The organism is Tenacibaculum profundi (assembly GCF_052050075.1).
GTDB lineage: Bacteria > Bacteroidota > Bacteroidia > Flavobacteriales > Flavobacteriaceae > Polaribacter.
Window position 1 is genome coordinate 1,925,483 of record NZ_CP197225.1, and the last position, 20,177, is coordinate 1,945,659.

The following is a 20,177-nucleotide window of genomic DNA, read 5'->3' on the forward strand; positions in this document are numbered from 1 at the left end:
AGTTATTAGTACATTCGCAACAACTTATTAAAATTAATATGAACAAATTCAACTACAAAAAGTGGAATATTATTTTAGGCTGGGTTTCATTTATCGTAGCTTTAATCACTTATACGCTTACGTTAGAGCCTACTGTTAGTTCTTGGGATTGCGGAGAATACATTTCTACATCCGTTAATTTAGAAGTTGGACATCCTCCTGGAGCTCCTTTATTTCAAATGCTAGGCGCATTTTTTGCTATATTCAGTAAAGATACAAGTCAACTTGCAATAATGGTTAATTTCATGTCTGGGTTAGCAAGCGCATTTACCATTCTGTTTATGTTTTGGACAATTACGAATTTAGCAAAAAGAATTGTTGAAAAGAATGGCAAATTAGAAGTTAACGAAGCTTATGCTGTTTTAGGAAGTGGTTTAGTTGGTTCTTTAGCCTACGCCTTCTCTGATAGTTTCTGGTTCAGCGCTGTAGAAGGCGAAGTGTATGCTATGTCTTCTTTTTTAATGGCACTACTCTTTTGGCTAGGTTTAAGATGGGAAAACGAAATAAACTCTCCTAGAGGAAATAAATGGCTTGTTATTATTTGTTTTATAGTAGGACTTTCTTTCGGAGTTCATATATTATCTCTGTTGGTAATTCCATCAATATTTATGCTTTATTTTTTTAAAACTTATCCTAAGATAACTATAAAAACTACTGCTATTGCTACAATTATTTCAATTCTTATTCTTGCTTTCGTTTTTAAACTTTTATTTCCATATACTTTAAAATTCTTCAGTACCTCTGAGTTATTTTTTGTAAATCAAATCGGGTTACCCTACAACTCTGGTACTATCATTGCAGGATTTACCTTAATTGGATTTTTTTACTTTGCAATTTCATATACTAGGAAAAAAAATTTAGTTACCATTAACACACTAATAATTTCTGTTTTATTTATTGTAATCGGTTTTTCTTCATGGTTAATGCTACCTATTAGAGCTAATGCTGACACTGTTATTAACGAAAACAATCCCTCTAGTGCACGTGAATTACTAGCCTATTATGAACGAGAACAATATGGCGATGCAAATGTTTTTTACGACAAATACTACTCTTTTGCTTACAAACAGGAACGAGATCCAAATACTCCTACTAGAGACGAAAAACCAAAATATGAACAAAAAAATGGTAAATATGTAATTGTTAACAAATATAAAAATGTCTTACCCAACTACTCCGACAAACATAAAGGGTTCATTCCTAGAATGGTAGACCCTGGGTCTCAAGAACACTATAAGAAAATTGCTGGAATACCATTAAAAAGTACAAGAAGACCAACTTTTGGAGAGAATATAAAGTTTATGATTGACTTTCAGTTTGGATATATGTATGGTCGTTATTTTATGTGGAACTTTGTAGGTAGACAGAACGATATTCAAGGACATCTAGATATAGAAAACGGAAACTGGTTAAGCGGTATTGACTTTATAGACGAGATGCGCTTAGGCTCTCAACAAAACTTACCTGAAGATATTAAGAATAATAAAGGTAGAAACACTTATTTTTTCCTGCCATTAATTTTAGGTCTTATTGGATTATTATATCAAGCAGGTAGAGATCAAAAAAGCTTATATACACTAGCGCTGTTTTTTGCGTTTACTGGTTTTGCAATTATATTTTACACAAACCCCAAACCTTTTGAACCAAGAGAGCGAGACTATGCCGTGGTGGGTTCATTTTATGTATTTGCAATTTGGATCGGTTTTGGCGTGCTTGCACTGTATGATTATTTTAAAAAATATGCAAACAATAAAACGGTTGCATTTGGTGTCTCAATAATATCTTTGGTTACGGTTCCATTATTAATGGCAAATCAAAATTGGGATGACCATGACAGATCTAATAGATATTTAGCTCAATTAAATGCTCAAACATATCTTGAAAGCTGCGATCCTAATGCAATAATCTTTACAATTGGAGACAATGACACTTTCCCTTTATGGTATATGCAGCAAGTTGAAGGCGTTAGAAAAGATATTAAAATTGTAAATACGAGTCTTTTTCAAACAGACTGGTATATTGACCAAATGAAAAAGAAAACGTATGATGCAGACCCCATTCCTTCAAAATTAACACATGACCAATACAGATACGGAACACTTGATGTTGCCTATCATATTCAACATCCAAGATTTAAAGACTCCATAATATCTATTAATAACTTCATGAGGTGGATTGAAAGTGACAATGATGGAACTTATTATATAGATGAAGAGAATAATATTCACGAAAAATTCTATCCAACAAATCGTATTAGAATTCCAGTAAATAAAGACAATGTATTGAAAACAGGTCTTGTTTCAAAAAAAGATGCTGATAGAATCGTTGATTTTATTGATATTGAGATTGATGAAAGTGCCATTACCAAAAATCGAATTTTAATGCTCGATATTTTGAATAATTTCAACTGGGAACGTCCAATTTATTTTACCGGTGGGGCTAACGCCGATGAAGAATATATTTGGTTAAAAGATTACCTGCAACTGGATGGTATGGCTTATAAATTAGTACCTATAAAAACACCTAATAAAGGTAAGTCTATGTTTGAAATGGGACGAATAGACCCTAATAAAATGTATGAGAATGTAAAAAAATGGGATTGGAAAACTATTAATGACGGAAAAATTTATTTAGATGAACAAAGTAAACGGAATGTAATTTCATTAAGAAATAATTTAATGAGACTCTCTGAAGAGTATATAGCAAGGAAAGACACATTAAAAGCTAAAGAAATTTTAGACCTGTCTTTAGATAAAATGCCTATTAAGGATTTTGGACATTTCAGTTTATCTCTTGGTTACCCTGAACTTTATTATAAAGTTGGTGATATTAAAAAAGCAAGACAAACGGCTGCAACCTTAATTGATATTTTTCAGCAATACCTAAAGTATTACAGTACCTTTCAAGAATCAGACATTGAGCTTATTATTGAAAATATCGACACGAAATTGTATATGTATAGAAATATCGTCATGCAAATAATTGAATACGATACTAAAGAATACTCTGATACCGTTTTTAATAACTTTGTGAATATAGGGCGCTTATTCAAATACTTAATGCCAGATGAAAATAAAGCTCCTTCTTCTTTAAAGAATGAGTCTGATACTATTATTCCTTAACTAATGAGGTTATACCCTTTAAGGACACCATATATATTTAGAAAATATTTTTCTAAATATATATGGTGTTTTAAATCCAGTACTCAAAAAGCTTATCTTACTTTCGATGATGGACCTATTCCAGAAGTTACAGAATTCGTTTTAGATAAACTTAAAAAGCACAATGCAAAAGCTACCTTTTTTTGTGTAGGCGATAATATCCAAAAACATCCTTCTATTTTCAAAAAAATAATCGAAGGCGGACACAGTATTGGAAATCACACTTATAATCATTTAGATGGATGGAAAACTAAAAAAAAGGACTATTTAAATAATATTTTAAAAACTGAATTATTAATAAGTAACTTTAATAATGTTATTCAACCAAAAATATTCAGACCTCCCTATGGAAAAATCAAAAACTCTCAGACATCAGCCCTAATTAAAAAAGGGTATAAAGTGATTATGTGGAGTCTTCTCTCAGGTGATTTTGACAAAAATATTTCAAAAGAAGAATGTGTTTCGAATATCTTAACAAAAATAAAAAACGGAGATATCATTGTTTTTCATGATAGTGAAAAAGCTAAAGAAAACATTTACTATTCTCTTCCAATTATACTAAAAGAATTAAGTATTAGAGGCTATCAGTTTGAGAGAATTATTTAGAAAAACTGTTTGACTAAACCAATAAGAGTATTAGCATCTTGCTCTCCTGTTTGTCGCCATTTCATTTCACCATTTTTATATATTATAAAGGTCGGATTACCCTTAACCCTTAGTGCTTCTGCTAAAATTTGATTTTTCCTGATATCTATTTTAATAACTTTTGCTTTATCTCCTAGAGCAGCTGCGACATCACGAAGTGTTTGAAGACTTGGCTCAGAATCACTCCAGTCTGCATAAAAATCAATTAAAACAGGTTTATCAATTCCTATAATATCTCCAAATTTTGTCATAAAAACAAATTTTTACTGTAAAAACCTTAAAAGTACAAATTTTTATTTTCATTAAAAGTCATATCCTTAATAAAAACGATCACTTTCAAGATTTTTTTAATTCTATCACTGTAATTTCAGGCCATATGCCTACTCTCCCTGGAAATGCATGGTAACCAAACCCTCTATTAACATTTATATATCTTCCAAACTCTTTATATAAACCAGCCCATTGCTTATAAACATATTGTGAAGGGCTCCATCTAAATAGGCCTGGAATTTCAATGCCAAACTGAAGACCATGTGTATGACCACTAAGTGTTAATTGATAATTAAATTTATCTTGTTTAACCTTATACTCCCAATGACTTGGGTCATGACTCATCAATATCTTAAAATCTTTCTTGTCTACTCCTTTCGAAGCTTGTTTCAAGTCCCCTGCCTTATTAAAACCTTTTCCCCAATTCTCAACACCTACTAATGCTATTCTTTGTCCATTTTTTTCAAGATACCTATGTTCATTCAGTAATAAATCAAAACCTATTTTAGGATGAATTTCTTTTATTGCCTGAAAGTTAGCAGCTTTATCTTCATCACTTTTCCATTCCGCATAATCACCATAGTCATGATTTCCTAAGATCGAAAATTTCCCAAAGGGGGCTTCTAATTTAGAAAAAGCTGAAAGCCATGTATCCATTTCGCTAGCAAAATTGTTAACTATATCACCCGTAAAAAGTATAATATCTGACTTTTGTTCATTAATTAAATCAATTCCATAAGCGATTTTCTGATTATTGTCAAAGCTTCCAGAATGAATATCTGTAATTTGGGTAATTTTAAAACCATCAAAAGCTTCAGGTAAATCATCAAAATTCAACTGATACTTTATGACTTTATAATTATACTTTCCCTTAAAAATACCATATAAAATACCCGCAAAAGGAATTGAAGCTAAACCTAATGCTAGCTGGGAAATAAATTTTCTTCTACTTACTAAGCTTTTTGTTTCTCCATTAGAAAAATAAGTAAACCCTTTCTGAATATACCTAAAAATATCTTCTCCTAGCATAAAAACTAAAACAATCAATTTTGGCAAGAGTACTAGTAAAAGTAAACCAACAGCCCACTGAAACTCTCTTGTTTGACCAGCACTTCTATCATATCGAAATATGACATAAAAGAAATTGACATAAGCTATGCCTCCAAGTAATAACCACGAATATCGAAAAACTTTATTTTTTGATACTATTTTTATAGCTTGAAATGCGTAAACTTCAAAAACAATAATAAAAGCAGAGAATATTATCAGAGGAATTAACCAGCGTAACATAAATTTGTTTTAAATATCTCGTAAAGATACATTTATTAAAAAAAATCAGTTTTTAACTTCTTGTTAAAGTTTTGTAGTTTTACAAACTGCGATTCTACATAAGGATACTTTAAATTAACACTCTTAACAAATCAATAGATTTTACAGAAAATGGCAAACAGGAAACGACTTTTTTTACTAGACGCTTATGCTTTAATATTTAGAGGTTATTATGCATTTATTAAAAACCCAAGAATTAACTCAAAAGGGCTTGACACCTCTGCTATATTAGGTTTTACCAATTCTTTACTCGATGTTATTAAACGAGAAAAACCAGACTATTTAGCCGTATGTTTTGATAAAGGCGGTAGTGTTGATAGAGTAAACGTCTTTCCTGACTACAAAGCAAATAGGTTAGAGACTCCGGAAGCTATTAAAATTGCTGTACCCTACATAGAAAACATATTAGAAGCTATGAATATTCCTGTTATTGTTAAAGAAGGATTTGAAGCTGATGATATTATTGGAACTTTAGCCAAAAAAGCTGAGCAAGCAGGATTAGAAACATATATGGTTACTCCTGATAAAGATTATGCGCAATTAGTTTCTGAGCACATTTTCATGTTTCGCCCTCCAAGAATGGGCAACGGATATGAAAAGTGGGGTGTCGAGGAAGTAAAAGCTAAATTCGAAGTAGAAAAACCTGAACAAGTAATAGACTTCTTAGGGATGATGGGGGACTCCGTAGACAATATCCCTGGGCTACCTGGTGTTGGTGAGAAAACAGCGAAGAAATTTCTTGCTGCTTATGGAAGTATGGAAGGTTTATTTGAGAACACTCACGAACTAAAAGGTAAAATGAAAGAGAAAGTGGAAGCTAACAAAGAACTCGGTTTATTATCTAAAAAGCTAGCCACGATCATGTTAGATGTTCCTGTGGAATTAGAAGAAGATAAGCTCGTTTTTGAACAGCCAGACATTCAAAAAACCATTAAAATTTTCGATGATTTAGAGTTTAGAAGAATGGCAGATAGCTTTAAAAAAACTTTCTCCATTTCTGATCCAGATTCAACATCCAACAATTCAAATAAGACTTCTTCGAATGCTAATGCACAGCAATTTGATTTATTTGCTGCTCCTGGAAGTGGTAATACCACTTCAACCGATGAAGATAATATGAATGGATATAGAACTATCAACAATACCAATCACTTATATCAAGTAATTAATACTCCTTTAAGTAGAAAGTTACTTTTAAATAAATTACTTCAACAAACTTCTGTTTGTTTTGATACAGAAACAACGGGCTTAAAAGCCCTAGAGGTTGAGCTTGTTGGAATTGCATTTTCTTGGGAAATTGGAAAAGGCTACTACTTAGTACTCCCCGAAAATCAAGAGGAAGCACAAGACGTTATTAATGAATTTATTCCTTTCTTTGAAAATGAAAATATCGAAAAAATAGGCCACAATATTAAATACGATATTAAAGTTCTTTCCAACTACAATATTAACGTAAAAGGGAATTTGTTTGATACGATGATCGCTCATTATCTAATAAATCCTGATATGAGGCACAACATGGATATTCTTGCAGAAACCTACCTAAACTATCAGCCGGTTTCCATTACTGAGCTTATAGGTAAAAAAGGTAAGAACCAGCTTTCAATGCGCGATATTGCTTTAGATAGACAAAGTGAATATGCTGTTGAGGATGCCGATATTACCCTACAACTAAAAGAGCATTTCACCAAAGAACTTGAGAGTGGGAATGTAACTAAACTGTTTCAAGATGTCGAAACACCAATAGTATCTGTTTTAACAGCAATGGAAATTGAAGGTATTAACTTAAATACTGAATTCTTAAAGTCATTATCTGGCGAACTTTCGACTGATATTATAGACTTAGAACAACGTATTTATGAACAAGCTGGGGAGGAATTCAATATTGCCTCACCAAAACAACTTGGTCCTATTCTTTTTGAAAAACTAAAGTTGGTAGACAAGCCTAAAAAAACTAAAACAGGACAATATTCGACTGCGGAAGATGTGTTATCTTATCTAGCCAACGATCACAAAATTGTTGCTGATATTTTGTTATACCGTCAATATAAAAAACTACAGAGTACTTACGTTGATGCCCTACCTGAAGAAGTGAATTCGAAAACTGGCCGAGTACATACAGTTTATGCGCAAGCTGTAGCCGCTACAGGAAGATTAAGTTCTAATAATCCGAACTTACAGAACATACCTATTAGAACCAAAAGAGGTCAGGAAATTAGAAAAGCTTTTATTCCAAAAAATAATGATTATGTACTCCTTGCTGCGGATTATAGCCAGATAGAGTTAAGAATTATTGCCGCTTTAAGTGAGGAAGAAACCATGATTGAAGCTTTTAAAAACGGAGAAGATATTCACGCTTCAACGGCTTCAAAAGTATTTAAAGTTCCGATTGAAGAAGTTACTCGTCAACAAAGAAGCAACGCTAAAACAGTAAACTTCGGTATTATTTATGGGGTTTCTGCTTTTGGATTAAGCAATCAAACAAGTTTGGACAGAAAAGAGGCAAAAGCATTGATTGAAGCTTATTATGAAACCTATCCAAAACTTAGGAATTATATTTCGAAGCAAGTTGATTTTGCAAGAGAAAATGGCTATGTAGAAACCGTATTAAATAGAAGACGCTATTTAAAAGATATTAACTCTCGTAATGCTATTGTTCGAGGAGCTGCAGAAAGAAATGCTGTAAATGCTCCTATTCAAGGGAGTGCTGCAGATATTATTAAATTAGCAATGATCAATATTCATAAGCGATTTAATGCCGAAAACTTCAAATCAAAGATGTTACTTCAAGTACACGATGAATTGGTTTTTGATGCTCATAAAGACGAATTAAAAAATATAAAACCAATTATTAAGGAAGAAATGGAAAATGCCTTTAAACTTTCTGTTCCTCTTGATGTTGAAATCGGGTTAGGTCAAAACTGGCTTGAAGCGCATTAAATGAACTTACGATATATAATAAATCATATACTAGAATCTATTATTAAAAATAACATCAATATTAGATGTTATTGATAAATTTAGTAGCACCAAATAACCAAATGGATCAATAATAAAATTAATTTTTATGAAAAGCAATTGATTTATGATTCTCCTAGGCTTAAGGTGAAAGCTCTAATAAATATTTTATAAAAGAAATACAATAATTGTTTGTCTTAGGCGTTATTTTAATAATAAAAAAAAACACTCGTCATAATTTAACGAGTGTTTTCCTTCAAAATCTTTGTAAGCTACTAATGATTAATAGCGTATCCGGCTCCTTTACCGAATTCTGCTAAAATTGCTGAAGCACTTTTAAAAAGATTTTGAATCCCCTTGAATAATTTTTTTCCCATGATTTGTATATTAAATTTCCCGGGAGCAAAATTACTATATAACTCTTGTAAATAACACTACTTTTTAACTTTATGTATCTTTTGATCAGAATTGCACATAAATGGTATTCTTTTAGTCATAGACATCAATAAAGTAGTATCTAATAGTATGAAAATTTATAAAATTTTTATGAAACCATCAAAAGAAAGGTAATATGGAGCATCCTTAAACACCGGTAGATCAACACTTTGAGAATTCGCAACACCAACACCAGCAAACCAAACTTTTGCATTTTGCTTTTTAGCATGCTCCTTAAAAGTTTCCATCCATAACCGATCATATTCTTGAGGATTTTGTATATTCTTTGAAACTTTAACCAAAACAAAAATAGTGGGCTCTCCTTTTTTGAATAAAACAAATTGTGGATGTTTTTTTAAAGTACTATTTACTGCGACAAATTCATACCCTAATCTTTCTAATTCTTTGCCGACTATGTTCATTCCAAGGTTATGCAACTCCTGCTCGGTAAGTTGTCTCATTATTTTTTCTTCTTATTTCGTTTATTGAAATTCTTATCTCCTCTAGTTTTAGGCTTTTTATACTTCTTAGCAATCTCTCTACGATATGTTCCTCCTAGATTTACTTTTTTATTTTTAGCCTTTTTTTCGTGAAATGCCTCTCCTGGAATATACTCTTGCGAAGTTCTATTTGCAGACTGTTGTCTATCTTCTTTCGGTCGTTCCTCTTCAGTTAACTGCTTTGAAATTTCTACATTCTCAGGAATATCAATCAAAGGTATTTCAAAATTCATCAATTCCTCAATACGTCTCTTAGCTTCTTGTTCTTTTTCTGTTGTGAATAAAATTGATTTTCCTTTTTTCTCCGCCCTACCCGTTCTACCAATTCTATGCATATAATTTTCTGGATACTGCGTAGGGTTAAAATTGACAACATGCGAAATTTCATGCAAATCTAAACCTCTTGCAATAACATCAGTAGCAATTAAAATTCGATGATTTCCACTATTGAATTCCTCAATCGATCGTAAACGATAGTTTTGAGTTTTATTCGAGTGAATTACGCATACTTGACCTGGAAACTCCTCTTCTATTAGGTTAAAAATCCTATCAGCATTTCTCTTATTAGGAGCGAATACCAATACTTTACTAAAATCAGATTTATCAAATAATAAATCATTCAACAAGTTCATTTTCGTGTAAAAGTTCGGCACATTATAAGCAGTTTGATCGATATTCTCAAGAGGAGTACCGCTAACCGCAATTGCAATCTTTTTAGGCGCTATAAAATAATCATCAATCAAAGTCTCAACATCTTCAGTCATAGTAGCAGAAAACATTATATTTTGCCTTCTCTGAGGCAGTAAATCAAAGATATTAAGTAATTGGAAACGAAAGCCCAAATCAAGCATTACATCAACCTCATCTATTACCAACTTTTGTATCGATTTTAATTTAAGCACATTACTCAATGCCAAATCATATAAACGGCCAGGAGTTGCTACCAAAACATCAGCACCCAGGGCTACCGCTTCCTTATGTCGGTTCAAATTAACCCCTCCATAAACTCCAATAACACGTAGCGTGATGTACTTTGCTAATTTTTCGATTTCTTCAACAACCTGAACAACCAATTCTCTTGTTGGTACTAAAATTAAAACTCTAGGATGTTGTTGTTTTGAGAATTTTAAATCTCTTAAAATTGGTAAAAGATAAGCAAAAGTTTTTCCCGTACCTGTTTGTGCAATACCTACTATATCCTTCCCAGAACGCACTACTGGAAACGCTTGTTGCTGGATTGGTGTTGGATGCACTAATTCGAGCTCTTCTATTGCATTACGCAATGGATTCGATAAGTCTAAATCTTGAAAAGAAACCATTCAATTAAAATTTGTACAAAGGTACGGTTTCTATTTTTTAGATAAAGAAAGTTTCTATTTTATGATTACCATGTGTAAAAATGTTGATCTATAATTAAAACACTTATACTTTTTACTCGAAATTATGAGTCGTTGAAGCACAATTCTCTTTTCTCTTCTCAGATATTGAGATTGACAGTTTGGGCAGTTCATGTATATTAGTTTTTACCCCCACTAAACGAATAACCCAAGATATTTGAAAGAATATGTGGTAGTCCCCTTTCGAATAGATCAGATTTAAATACTTTGATCTATTTATTAGTTTGGCTTAATATTTCAAAAGCCCCAAATTACCTCTATTAATACTAACTAAACATTTCCTAGTAGTTATACTTATAATAATTGCAAAAAAAGCCGATACAATTATTGCATCGGCTTTTCATACTATTTAGTGAGATTTTATCCTCCGAAATCGTCGAAACGAATGTTTTCATCTGGTATACCAAAATCTTCTCCCATTTTTTGAACGGCTTTATTCATTAATGGTGGTCCACAGAAGTAAAGCTCAATATCTTCAGGAGCATCATGTTTGCTCAAGTATTGCTCAATAACACAGTTATGAACAAACCCAACGAATCCATCACCTTCAGCATCAATATTTTCTTTTACTTTCCAATTATCTTCCTCTAACGGTTCAGATAATGCGATGTGGAATTTAAAGTTAGGGAATTCCTTCTCTAACGCCCAGAAGTGTTCCAAGTAGAATAACTCACGTTTAGAACGACCTCCGTACCAGTAAGAAACTTTTCTACCAGTTTTTAATGTTTTGAATAAGTGGTATAAGTGAGAACGCATTGGTGCCATTCCAGCTCCTCCACCAACATATAACATCTCTGCCTCAGATTCATTGATAAAGAATTCTCCATAAGGTCCAGAAATTGTTACTTTATCCCCTTTCTTTCGTGAGAATACATAGGAAGAAGCAATTCCTGGATTTACATCCATCCATCCATTTTTAGCTCTATCCCATGGCGGTGTAGCAATACGAACATTTAACATGATTTCTCTACCTTCAGCTGGATAAGAAGCCATAGAATATGCTCTTTCTACGAGTTCATCATTCTTCATTACTAACGGCCATAACCCAAACTTATCCCACTCCATTTTAAATTTATCTGGAGTTTCATGTTCTTCTGGATGTGCAGTGATATCCATATCAGCGAATTTTACTTCACACTTAGGAATTTCAATTTGGATATACCCTCCAGCTTTATAGTTCATATCCTCGGGGATTTCAACTACAAACTCTTTAATGAAAGAAGCTACGTTGTAGTTACGTACAACAACCGCTTCCCATTTCTTAATTCCAAAAATCTCTTCTGGAATGGAAATATCCATATCTTGTTTGACCTTTACCTGGCATGCCAGACGAACTCCATGCTGTAGTTCTTTTCTTGTAAAATGCGGCGTTTCTGTAGGTAGTGCCTCACCACCACCTTCATGAACGTGACATTCACATTGAATACATGACCCACCACCACCACATGCAGATGGTAAAAATATTTTTTCATTCCCTAAAGTTGATAACAACGTACCACCTGATGGCACTTCTATTACCTTATCTCCATTTACTGTAATTTTTACAGGACCTGATGGTGCTAACTTTTGCTTTACAAATAGTAATAAAGCAACTAATAACAGTGTTAATGCCAAGAATGCTACAACTGTAATTAGTACTGTTCCTCCTGTACTTGCTGCTAATGCTATCATTATTCTGTTATTTATTTTGTGTTATTAGCTAATTCTTTTGAAGCTATTTTAGCCTCTTCCTTTTTATCAACTGGCTCCATCTCCACTACATCTTCTTTTACAGTTTCAATAACTTCAGTAGCTGCACTTTTTTCTTTCTTACTAGCAGCATCATCTCCTCCAGTAAGCATTCCTCCAAAACTCATAAAACCAATAGCCATAAGACCAGTAGTAATGAAAGTAATTCCTAAACCTCTTAAAGCAGGTGGTATTTGAGAATAACGAATCTTCTCACGGATAGCAGCAATCGCCAAAATTGCTAAGAACCAACCGATACCAGAACCAATACCATACACCAATGAAAGTCCTAAAGTTGGAATTTCACGAGATTGCATGAATAATGACCCTCCTAAAATCGCACAGTTTACTGCGATTAATGGTAAAAAAATACCTAGTGAGTTATATAAGGCAGGTGCGAATTTTTCAACTATAATTTCTACTAATTGTACCATGGTTGCAATCGTTGCAATAAACATGATAAATGATAAGAAACTTAAGTCATAATCAGCATACTCGCCCCCTAACCAAACCAATGCTCCTGGCTTTAATATATATTGATCTAACAGCCAGTTTACAGGCACCGTTACTGCTAGTACGAAAATTACCGCAGCACCTAAACCAACAGCCGTAGATACTTTTTTAGATACAGCAAGGTAAGAACACATTCCTAAAAAGGTTGCGAATACCATGTTATCTATGAATATCGACTTGAAAAATAATTCTAAATGTTCCATATTTTTATAGTATTGAGTATTGAGTAGTTAGTATTGAGTTTGTATACGATTTATAAGACTCAATTCTTGTTCTAACACCTCATTACTATTTTAATCTTCAATTAATGCTTTATTTCTACTACGCTGTATCCAAATTATAATTCCAACTACAATTAATGCCATTGGAGAAAGTAACATGAACCCATTATTTTCGTATCCTAAAGAATATAATCCAGTTTTTTCGATTGGATCACCTAACACTTTAAACCCTAATAACGTACCAGAACCTAATAATTCTCTAAAGAATCCTACAATAATTAATATTACTGCATATCCTAAAGCGTTTCCTATTCCATCTAAAAATGATTTCCAAGGACCATTTCCTAGAGCAAATGCCTCAAAACGTCCCATAATAATACAGTTTGTAATAATTAACCCTACGAAAACCGATAGTGTTTTACTCAACTCGTACGCAAAAGCTTTTAGTACTTGATCAACGATAATTACTAAAGCTGCTACTACGATTAACTGTACAATAATTCTAATTTTTGAAGGAATGATATTTCTCATTAAAGAAATTACCACATTTCCTACTCCAAGTACAAACAATACAGAAATAGACATTACGATTGACGCCTTTAATTCTGCCGTAATTGCCAAAGCAGAACATATACCTAATACCTGAATTGTAATTGGGTTGTTATCCGCTAATGGGTCTTTTATTAACGCTATATCTTTTTTTGATAATAATCCCATAACTATTTTAATGTTTTAAAGTAAGGTACATATAATGCTAACTCTGATTTAATCATTGCAGCTACACCGTCACCAGTAATAGTTGCTCCAGCAATTGCATCAACTTCGTTATCATTTTTATCTTCATTCTTAGGATCAGCATTTGATTTAGAAACAGCTATTCCTTTGAATACACCATTGCTCATTAAATCTTCACCTGTGAAATCGTCCATAAAGAAACGTTGCTTGATGTTAGCTCCTAAACCAGGAGTTTCCCCTTTATGATCAAAGAATACTCCTTTAACCACCATGTTTTTATCCATGGCAACGTATCCCCAAATAGCATCCCAAAGCCCCTTACCTCTAATTGGAGCTATGTAAAAAGTTTTACCATCTTTTTCTCCAATAAATAAAGGTAATTTTCTTGTTTTACCATCTTTTGCTAATGCCTGTTCTTTTTTAACATCAATTAAAAAAGCTTTTTCATCTTCAGTCACGTTTGAACCTTCGATAACAATTTGCTTTTTAATATTCTGAGAAAATGCTTCAGCCACTTTATCCTTAGAGATAAAAACTGCACTTGTTTCATCATTTTCATTTACGCCCATTGCATACAAGATATTTTGTTGCTTTTCAACACGCTTGTTTGCATTAATCATAGGCTTAAGAGACGACGCTGTAAAAGCTAATAACGCCCCTACCACTAATACCATTCCTATTGCGAATATTAGCGTATATCCATTACTATCTGTCTTTTTACTCATAACTAGGCAGTTTTAGCTTTTAAACGTTTTAATCTCTTCTTTACATTACCTTGAACTACGTAATGATCGATTGTCGGAGCAAATACGTTCATTAACAAGATTGCTAAGAACACTCCTTCTGGGTAAGCTGGGTTGAATACACGAATCATAATAGAAATAAATCCGATTAAGAATCCGTAAATCCATTTACCCTTATTCGTTTGAGAAGCTGTTACCGGGTCTGTTGCCATAAACACCGCACCGAAAGCTAAACCTCCAATAATTAAATGTTTCCACCATTCTGTACTCATTAAACCGTAAAACTTACTAGTATCTGTAATTAAACCAGTATCTGCAACCGCATTAAATATAAGCCCCATTACCGCAGCACCAATAAACGTTGATATAATAATTCTCCAACTACCAATTTTCGTGAAGATTAAAAATGCTGCACCTAATAGAATTAAGAATGTTGAAGTTTCTCCAACAGAACCCGGAATAAACCCAAAAAACATATCAGATACTGAATAACTTGGTGTTAAATTTTGAGCATAACTACCTAAAATAGTTTCTCCAGAAATAGCATCAGCCGATCCTGCTCTACTTACTGCATCATGAACCCATACCTTATCTCCTGACATCCAAGTTGGATATGCGAAAAATAAAAATGCACGAATTGTTAACGCCGGATTTAATATATTCATTCCTGTACCACCGAAAACTTCCTTTCCTATCACAACTCCAAATACAACTGCAACTGCAAGCATCCAAAGAGGCAAATCAACTGGCACAATTAATGGGACTAACATTCCAGTTACTAAATAACCTTCTTCTACTTCGTGTCCTTTGATTACAGCGAATATAAATTCAACCAATAACCCTACACCATAAGAAACAATTACTAATGGTAAAATTTTAGCAGCTCCAATCCAAAGATTTGCTAAGCTCCAAAAATCACCGCTAAAAAAGCCTTCCACAGGTTTTACATCTCCAATCGCGAGGTGATGTTGATAACCTGCGTTGAACATACCAAATATTAAACAAGGAATCAATGACATGATTACAGTGTTCATTGTACGTTTTAAATCATCTGCTGCCTTAATGTGGGTTCCATTATGGGTAACCTCATTGGGCAGGTATAAAAAGGTATGGATGGCGTTAAATGCAGGGGCCATTTTGGTACCTTTATACTTCTCTTTTAAATTATGTAAATTTTGTTTTAACCCCATGTCTTATCCTAATTCTGATCTCATCAAATCTAATCCTTCACGAATTATTTTTTGATGAGGCTGTTTTGAAACACAAATAAATTCCGTCAAAGCAAAGTCTTCCGGAGCAATCTCATAAGCTCCTAAGCCTTCCATTTCATCAAGATCCTTATACATACAAGCCTTTAATAACTGCATTGGATAAATATCCAAAGGAAACACTTCTTCATAAGATCCAGTTACTACAAATGCACGATGTTCACCGTTCGTATTTGTATTTAAATCATACTTCTTCTTTGGATTTAACCATGAAAATGTCAATGCTCTACTGGTTGATATTTTATTAAAAACTGGCTTATTCCATCCAAAAAACTCATAGTCATCACCTTCTGCGATTGCAGTAAACTGATTATCATAGTATCCTAAGAATCCATCTTCATCAACCTGAGCTCCAGACAACACGTTTCCACTAATAACACGAACGTTATCAGTATTTAAATTTCCTTTTACAACATCAGAAACTTGAGCTCCTGCTAATGCCGTTACATATTGGGGCTTATCGAATTTAGACCCTGTTAGAGCAACAGTTCTTGTAATATTGAATTTCCCAGTTAATAACAACTCTCCAATTACTACTAAATCTTGTGGAGTAACTACCCATACAACTTCACCTTTGTTGATAGGATCGATTTGTGCAATTTGAGTACTTACATTACCCACAGGATGTGGTCCAGAAACTTTATGTAACTCAACTCCTTTTAACTTTAAAAATGGTGATTCGTTTGAATCTTTCGCAATAGAAACATGAACTTTTCCTGATGTTAGTTTAGAAAGTGCCTTTAGAGCGGCCTGCAATTCTGCCTCTTTCCTTCTTAGAGTGTAATCATAATCAGCTGCCAAGGGAGCACTTGCGTAAGCAGATACAAAAATAGCCTTGGGTTCTTGATTAGGATTCGCTACAACATCGTAGGGTCGTTGCTTGATAAATGGCCAGCATCCAGAGTTAAAAAGGTGACTCTTAACTTCCTCTCCTGACATTTCATCAATATTTTTCTTACCAAAATCTACATGCTTCTGCTTTTCATCTGCAGTGATTTTAATTGCTAAAACTTTTCTTCTTGCTCCACGAACGATTTCAGAAACTTTCCCACTTACGGGACTCGGAAATAAAACACGTTCATCACTTTTACTATGGAAAAGTGCTTCACCTGCTTTTACTTCTGTACCCTCTTTTGCTAAAATTTTTGGAATTACGCCGTGAAAATCATCTGGTCTAATTGCAAAAACACTACCCAAAGAATATTCGGTAGTTACTTTTTCTGCTTCACCAATAAGGCTGATGTTCAGACCTCTTTTAATACGGATGTCTTTTGACATAGTAACAGATTAATTTGATTTTCTTAAAAACACGCAAATTTAAAAATTTTGAAAGCCATAGTCAGATATTTCTTTTATATCTTTAGTAAAAACACCTATTTATACTAGTTCTAAATAAAATACATCCATTTGAAGTTTAATTTGGTACTTTTGTTATCATGAATAAAATTTCAATTACTTTTTGCTGCCTTGGATTTACTTCGATCTTATTATCACAAAATATAAAGAGTATATTGCTCAGACCAGTAAATAATCCAAAACAATACAGCTCAGTTGTTAAGCTAGGAAAATCGTTAGAATTATCCTTTGATGATCTTGATGCTGATAATAAGGACTATTATTACAAAATTGAACTGATGACATATGACTGGAAGCCAAGTGGCTTAATTAGCAATCAATATATTGATGGTTTTAATCAAAATTCAATAATTAATGTTACAAACTCCTTTAATTCTCTACAAGCTTACACTCATTATTCAGTTAATATTCCAAATAGCAGTTCGATAATCACGAAAAGTGGAAATTATATTATATCCGTATTAAATGAAGACTACGAAACTGTTTTTAAAAGACGTTGTGTATTTTATGAAGACAAAAGTACCGTAGGCTTAAATGTTTTAAGAAGTAGAAATGCTAACTCAAATCAGACCGATCAAACAGTTCAATTTAGAGTCAATCATCCAAGTATAACATTGAATAATCCGAGTCAAGAAATCAAAGCTAGTTTAATACAAAATAACGATTGGAATACTATTATCGAAAATATTCCACCTGCTTTCATACAACATAAAACACTTATATACAACCACGTAAGTCTAACCAATTTTTCAGGAAATAATGAATTTTATTTTTTCGATACTAAATATGCTAGAAATACAAGTTTAAATATTTCAAAAGTAGAAAGGGATACTGTTTACAATACCTACTTGTTTACTGATCAACCAAAATCAAGAAGATCATACACTTATAACCCTGACATAAATGGTCAATTTTTAATAAACTCAAAAGATCCTAACACCAATGATTCCAGAACAGAGGCAGATTACACAATGGTCCATTTTTCATTAGCTTACGATACTCCTTTAAAAAACACGCAACTTTATGTTTATGGAGGTTTTAATAACTTCGAACTATCAAGAGAAAACAGAATGGAATATAATTTTAAAACTAGAACTTATGAAGCCTCTATTTTGTTAAAGCAAGGGTTTTATAATTATACCTACGCAATTGTTGACAATAATTCTGGCATAAACTTAAAAGAAATAGGTGGTTCTTTTTTTCAAACTGAAAACGAGTACATGGCACTTATTTACTACCGTCCTATAGGAGGTCTATATGATAGAGTTATTGGAATTGGATATGGTGTTTTTAATCAAAACGAATAAGGAAAAAAAACAGTATTGATCTAATTTTTAATTTATTATAGTTACTTTTATTTTTATGTTTCAGCAAATATCAAATGGGATCAAGATCTCGGTTAACACAGAATATAACGGAACGAGGCATAGAGGTCATATGATTTATTACGCTTTCAGTTACCATATTTTAATAGAAAATTACTCTTCACAAACCGTACAATTATTAGAGCGGTTTTGGACCATTTTTGATTCATTAAATACTGTGGAATCTGTGAGAGGCATTGGAGTGATAGGTAATACACCGACTTTAAAACCAAGTGAGATTTACAACTATAAATCAAACTGTTTTTTGATTTCCTCAATTGGTGCTATGAGCGGAAAGTATAAAATGATCAATACTGCTACTTCAAATGAATTCTATGTCAAAATCCCTACTTTCCAATTAACAACAACACCACAGCTTAATTGAAATTAATCAAAAAAAATAAGCCCTCAAAAGTAAAAGACTTAAACTGCCTAAATTGTGGATACCCTTTTACTAGAAATGAAAAATTTTGCCCAGAATGTGGTCAGGAAAATAAAGGAAGTAAAATAACCCTAGCTAATTTTCTAAAGGAAATGTTCCGTGGATTTTTCTCTTGGGATGCAAAGTTTTGGAGAACTCTACTACCATTATTATTCCGTCCAGGGAAAGTTTCTTTAGATTATATTTCAGGAAAGCGAAGTCGATATTCAAATCCTTTTCGTTTTTACTTAACCACATCTGTTTTATTCTTTTTATTGCTCAATACTAATGAAACTTATAAGAAAATCAACAAACTAAATAATGAAGAAAAAAATGAAGAAGAAATATTCAATTTAAATTTGAACACAAATATCAATAAAGATTCACTCACACAAGTAATCGTTCGTGATATTAGAAATCAGAAAAAGATTCAAATGCCAAAGGAGACTCCAAAGAAGATTGTTGACAATTTGAAGAAATCAGATAGCCTTTCAAAAAACATAGTGAACTCTTCTAATATTCTTACCGGGAGTATGTTCATGGATAAAATGATTAATTACAATAAGTACAACCCTGAAATAAAAACTGATCAAGCTCTTAAAAACATGGGGCTCAAAACAAATTTCACAAACCGATTTTGGTATACAAGAGCTAAAAAATTAAATAAAATATTAACAAATAAAGACGAACAAAATAATTTCTTTAAACAAATAATATCAATGGGGTCTATCTCTCTGTTCTTATTGCTCCCATTATTTGCGCTATGTTTAAACTTTATTCAAATTAGAAGGAAATACACGTACGTAGAGCATCTAATATTTGTGTTCCATATTCAAACAATATTCTTTTTACTATTAATTTTATTTCTCATTACAGGCATAATTGTTAATAGAACTTTATTTGACATGAGCCCTATTTTTATACTACTTTTTGCTATTTATCTTTATTTAGCGATGAAAAAATTTTACAAGCAAAGAAACTTAAAAACATTCATAAAATATATTCTATCAAATATACTATTTATAAGTCTTTTAGCAATCGGAATATTAACCATTTCGGTAATCGTGTTTTCCATATATTAGTTATTGTTAAAA

At 32.5% G+C, this 20,177-nt stretch carries 16 protein-coding genes; 6 read left to right on the forward strand and 10 right to left on the reverse strand.

The window, feature by feature from the left end; all coding sequences use genetic code 11:
• Positions 1 to 38 precede the first annotated feature (38 nt).
• A complete protein-coding gene (locus tag ACSIGE_RS07880) occupies positions 39 to 3,161 on the forward strand; it encodes a glycosyltransferase family 117 protein (RefSeq protein WP_440879325.1) in 3,123 nt (1,040 codons plus the stop codon).
• Between the two features lie 3 nt (positions 3,162 to 3,164).
• Complete coding sequence (locus ACSIGE_RS07885) at positions 3,165 to 3,806, forward strand: polysaccharide deacetylase family protein (protein ID WP_440879326.1); 642 nt, start codon at positions 3,165 to 3,167, stop codon at positions 3,804 to 3,806.
• On the opposite strand, the gene ACSIGE_RS07890 is transcribed toward ACSIGE_RS07885, so the two are convergent.
• Complete coding sequence (locus ACSIGE_RS07890; protein ID WP_440879327.1) at positions 3,803 to 4,096, reverse strand: thioredoxin family protein; 294 nt, start codon at positions 4,094 to 4,096, stop codon at positions 3,803 to 3,805. The genes ACSIGE_RS07885 and ACSIGE_RS07890 overlap by 4 nt on opposite strands.
• An 85-nt stretch (positions 4,097 to 4,181) precedes the next feature.
• Positions 4,182 to 5,405 carry a metallophosphoesterase gene (locus ACSIGE_RS07895; RefSeq protein ID WP_440879328.1) on the reverse strand — a complete coding sequence of 408 codons (1,224 nt, stop codon included), beginning with the start codon at positions 5,403 to 5,405 and terminating at the stop codon, positions 4,182 to 4,184.
• Between the two features lie 150 nt (positions 5,406 to 5,555).
• On the opposite strand from ACSIGE_RS07895, the gene polA reads away from it, so the two are divergent.
• Complete coding sequence (gene polA, locus ACSIGE_RS07900) at positions 5,556 to 8,384, forward strand: DNA polymerase I (RefSeq protein WP_440879329.1); 2,829 nt, start codon at positions 5,556 to 5,558, stop codon at positions 8,382 to 8,384.
• A 551-nt stretch (positions 8,385 to 8,935) separates the two neighbouring features.
• On the opposite strand, the gene ACSIGE_RS07905 is transcribed toward polA, so the two are convergent.
• The 8 genes from ACSIGE_RS07905 to ACSIGE_RS07940 form a co-directional block, all read right to left on the reverse strand.
• Positions 8,936 to 9,298 carry a Na(+)-translocating NADH-quinone reductase subunit F gene (locus tag ACSIGE_RS07905; RefSeq protein ID WP_440879330.1) on the reverse strand — a complete coding sequence of 121 codons (363 nt, stop codon included), beginning with the start codon at positions 9,296 to 9,298 and terminating at the stop codon, positions 8,936 to 8,938.
• On the reverse strand, positions 9,298 to 10,656 hold the full coding sequence (locus ACSIGE_RS07910; RefSeq protein WP_440879331.1) for a DEAD/DEAH box helicase: 1,359 nt from the start codon (positions 10,654 to 10,656) through the stop codon (positions 9,298 to 9,300). Before ACSIGE_RS07910 ends, ACSIGE_RS07905 begins: the two co-directional genes overlap by 1 nt.
• 438 nt (positions 10,657 to 11,094) lie before the next feature.
• Complete coding sequence (gene nqrF / locus ACSIGE_RS07915) at positions 11,095 to 12,402, reverse strand: NADH:ubiquinone reductase (Na(+)-transporting) subunit F (protein ID WP_440882195.1); 1,308 nt, start codon at positions 12,400 to 12,402, stop codon at positions 11,095 to 11,097.
• A gap of 14 nt (positions 12,403 to 12,416) precedes the next feature.
• Positions 12,417 to 13,178: an NADH:ubiquinone reductase (Na(+)-transporting) subunit E gene (gene nqrE / locus ACSIGE_RS07920; RefSeq protein ID WP_440879332.1), complete on the reverse strand. Its 762-nt coding sequence runs from the start codon at positions 13,176 to 13,178 to the stop codon at positions 12,417 to 12,419.
• 90 nt (positions 13,179 to 13,268) lie between these two features.
• Complete coding sequence (locus ACSIGE_RS07925; protein ID WP_440879333.1) at positions 13,269 to 13,913, reverse strand: NADH:ubiquinone reductase (Na(+)-transporting) subunit D; 645 nt, start codon at positions 13,911 to 13,913, stop codon at positions 13,269 to 13,271.
• 2 nt (positions 13,914 to 13,915) lie between these two features.
• Entirely contained in the window at positions 13,916 to 14,656 is a 741-nt protein-coding gene (locus ACSIGE_RS07930) for a Na(+)-translocating NADH-quinone reductase subunit C (RefSeq protein ID WP_440879334.1), read from the reverse strand.
• A 2-nt stretch (positions 14,657 to 14,658) separates the two neighbouring features.
• Positions 14,659 to 15,864 carry an NADH:ubiquinone reductase (Na(+)-transporting) subunit B gene (locus ACSIGE_RS07935; protein WP_440879335.1) on the reverse strand — a complete coding sequence of 402 codons (1,206 nt, stop codon included), beginning with the start codon at positions 15,862 to 15,864 and terminating at the stop codon, positions 14,659 to 14,661.
• A 3-nt stretch (positions 15,865 to 15,867) separates the two neighbouring features.
• Positions 15,868 to 17,220 carry a Na(+)-translocating NADH-quinone reductase subunit A gene (locus ACSIGE_RS07940; protein WP_440879336.1) on the reverse strand — a complete coding sequence of 451 codons (1,353 nt, stop codon included), beginning with the start codon at positions 17,218 to 17,220 and terminating at the stop codon, positions 15,868 to 15,870.
• A gap of 158 nt (positions 17,221 to 17,378) precedes the next feature.
• Here ACSIGE_RS07940 and ACSIGE_RS07945 point away from each other — a divergent pair, with 158 nt between their 5' ends.
• Genes ACSIGE_RS07945 through ACSIGE_RS07955 form a run of 3 tightly spaced genes read left to right on the forward strand, consistent with a single transcriptional unit; the run spans position 17,379 to position 20,165 of the window.
• Positions 17,379 to 18,605 (forward strand): DUF5103 domain-containing protein, encoded by a 1,227-nt coding sequence (locus tag ACSIGE_RS07945; protein WP_440879337.1) that lies wholly within the window; start codon positions 17,379 to 17,381, stop codon positions 18,603 to 18,605.
• Between the two features lie 55 nt (positions 18,606 to 18,660).
• On the forward strand, positions 18,661 to 19,047 hold the full coding sequence (gene apaG / locus ACSIGE_RS07950; RefSeq protein WP_440879338.1) for a Co2+/Mg2+ efflux protein ApaG: 387 nt from the start codon (positions 18,661 to 18,663) through the stop codon (positions 19,045 to 19,047).
• Entirely contained in the window at positions 19,044 to 20,165 is a 1,122-nt protein-coding gene (locus ACSIGE_RS07955) for a DUF3667 domain-containing protein (RefSeq protein ID WP_440879339.1), read from the forward strand. The genes apaG and ACSIGE_RS07955 overlap by 4 nt, the downstream gene beginning before the upstream one ends.
• Positions 20,166 to 20,177: the final 12 nt, after the last annotated feature.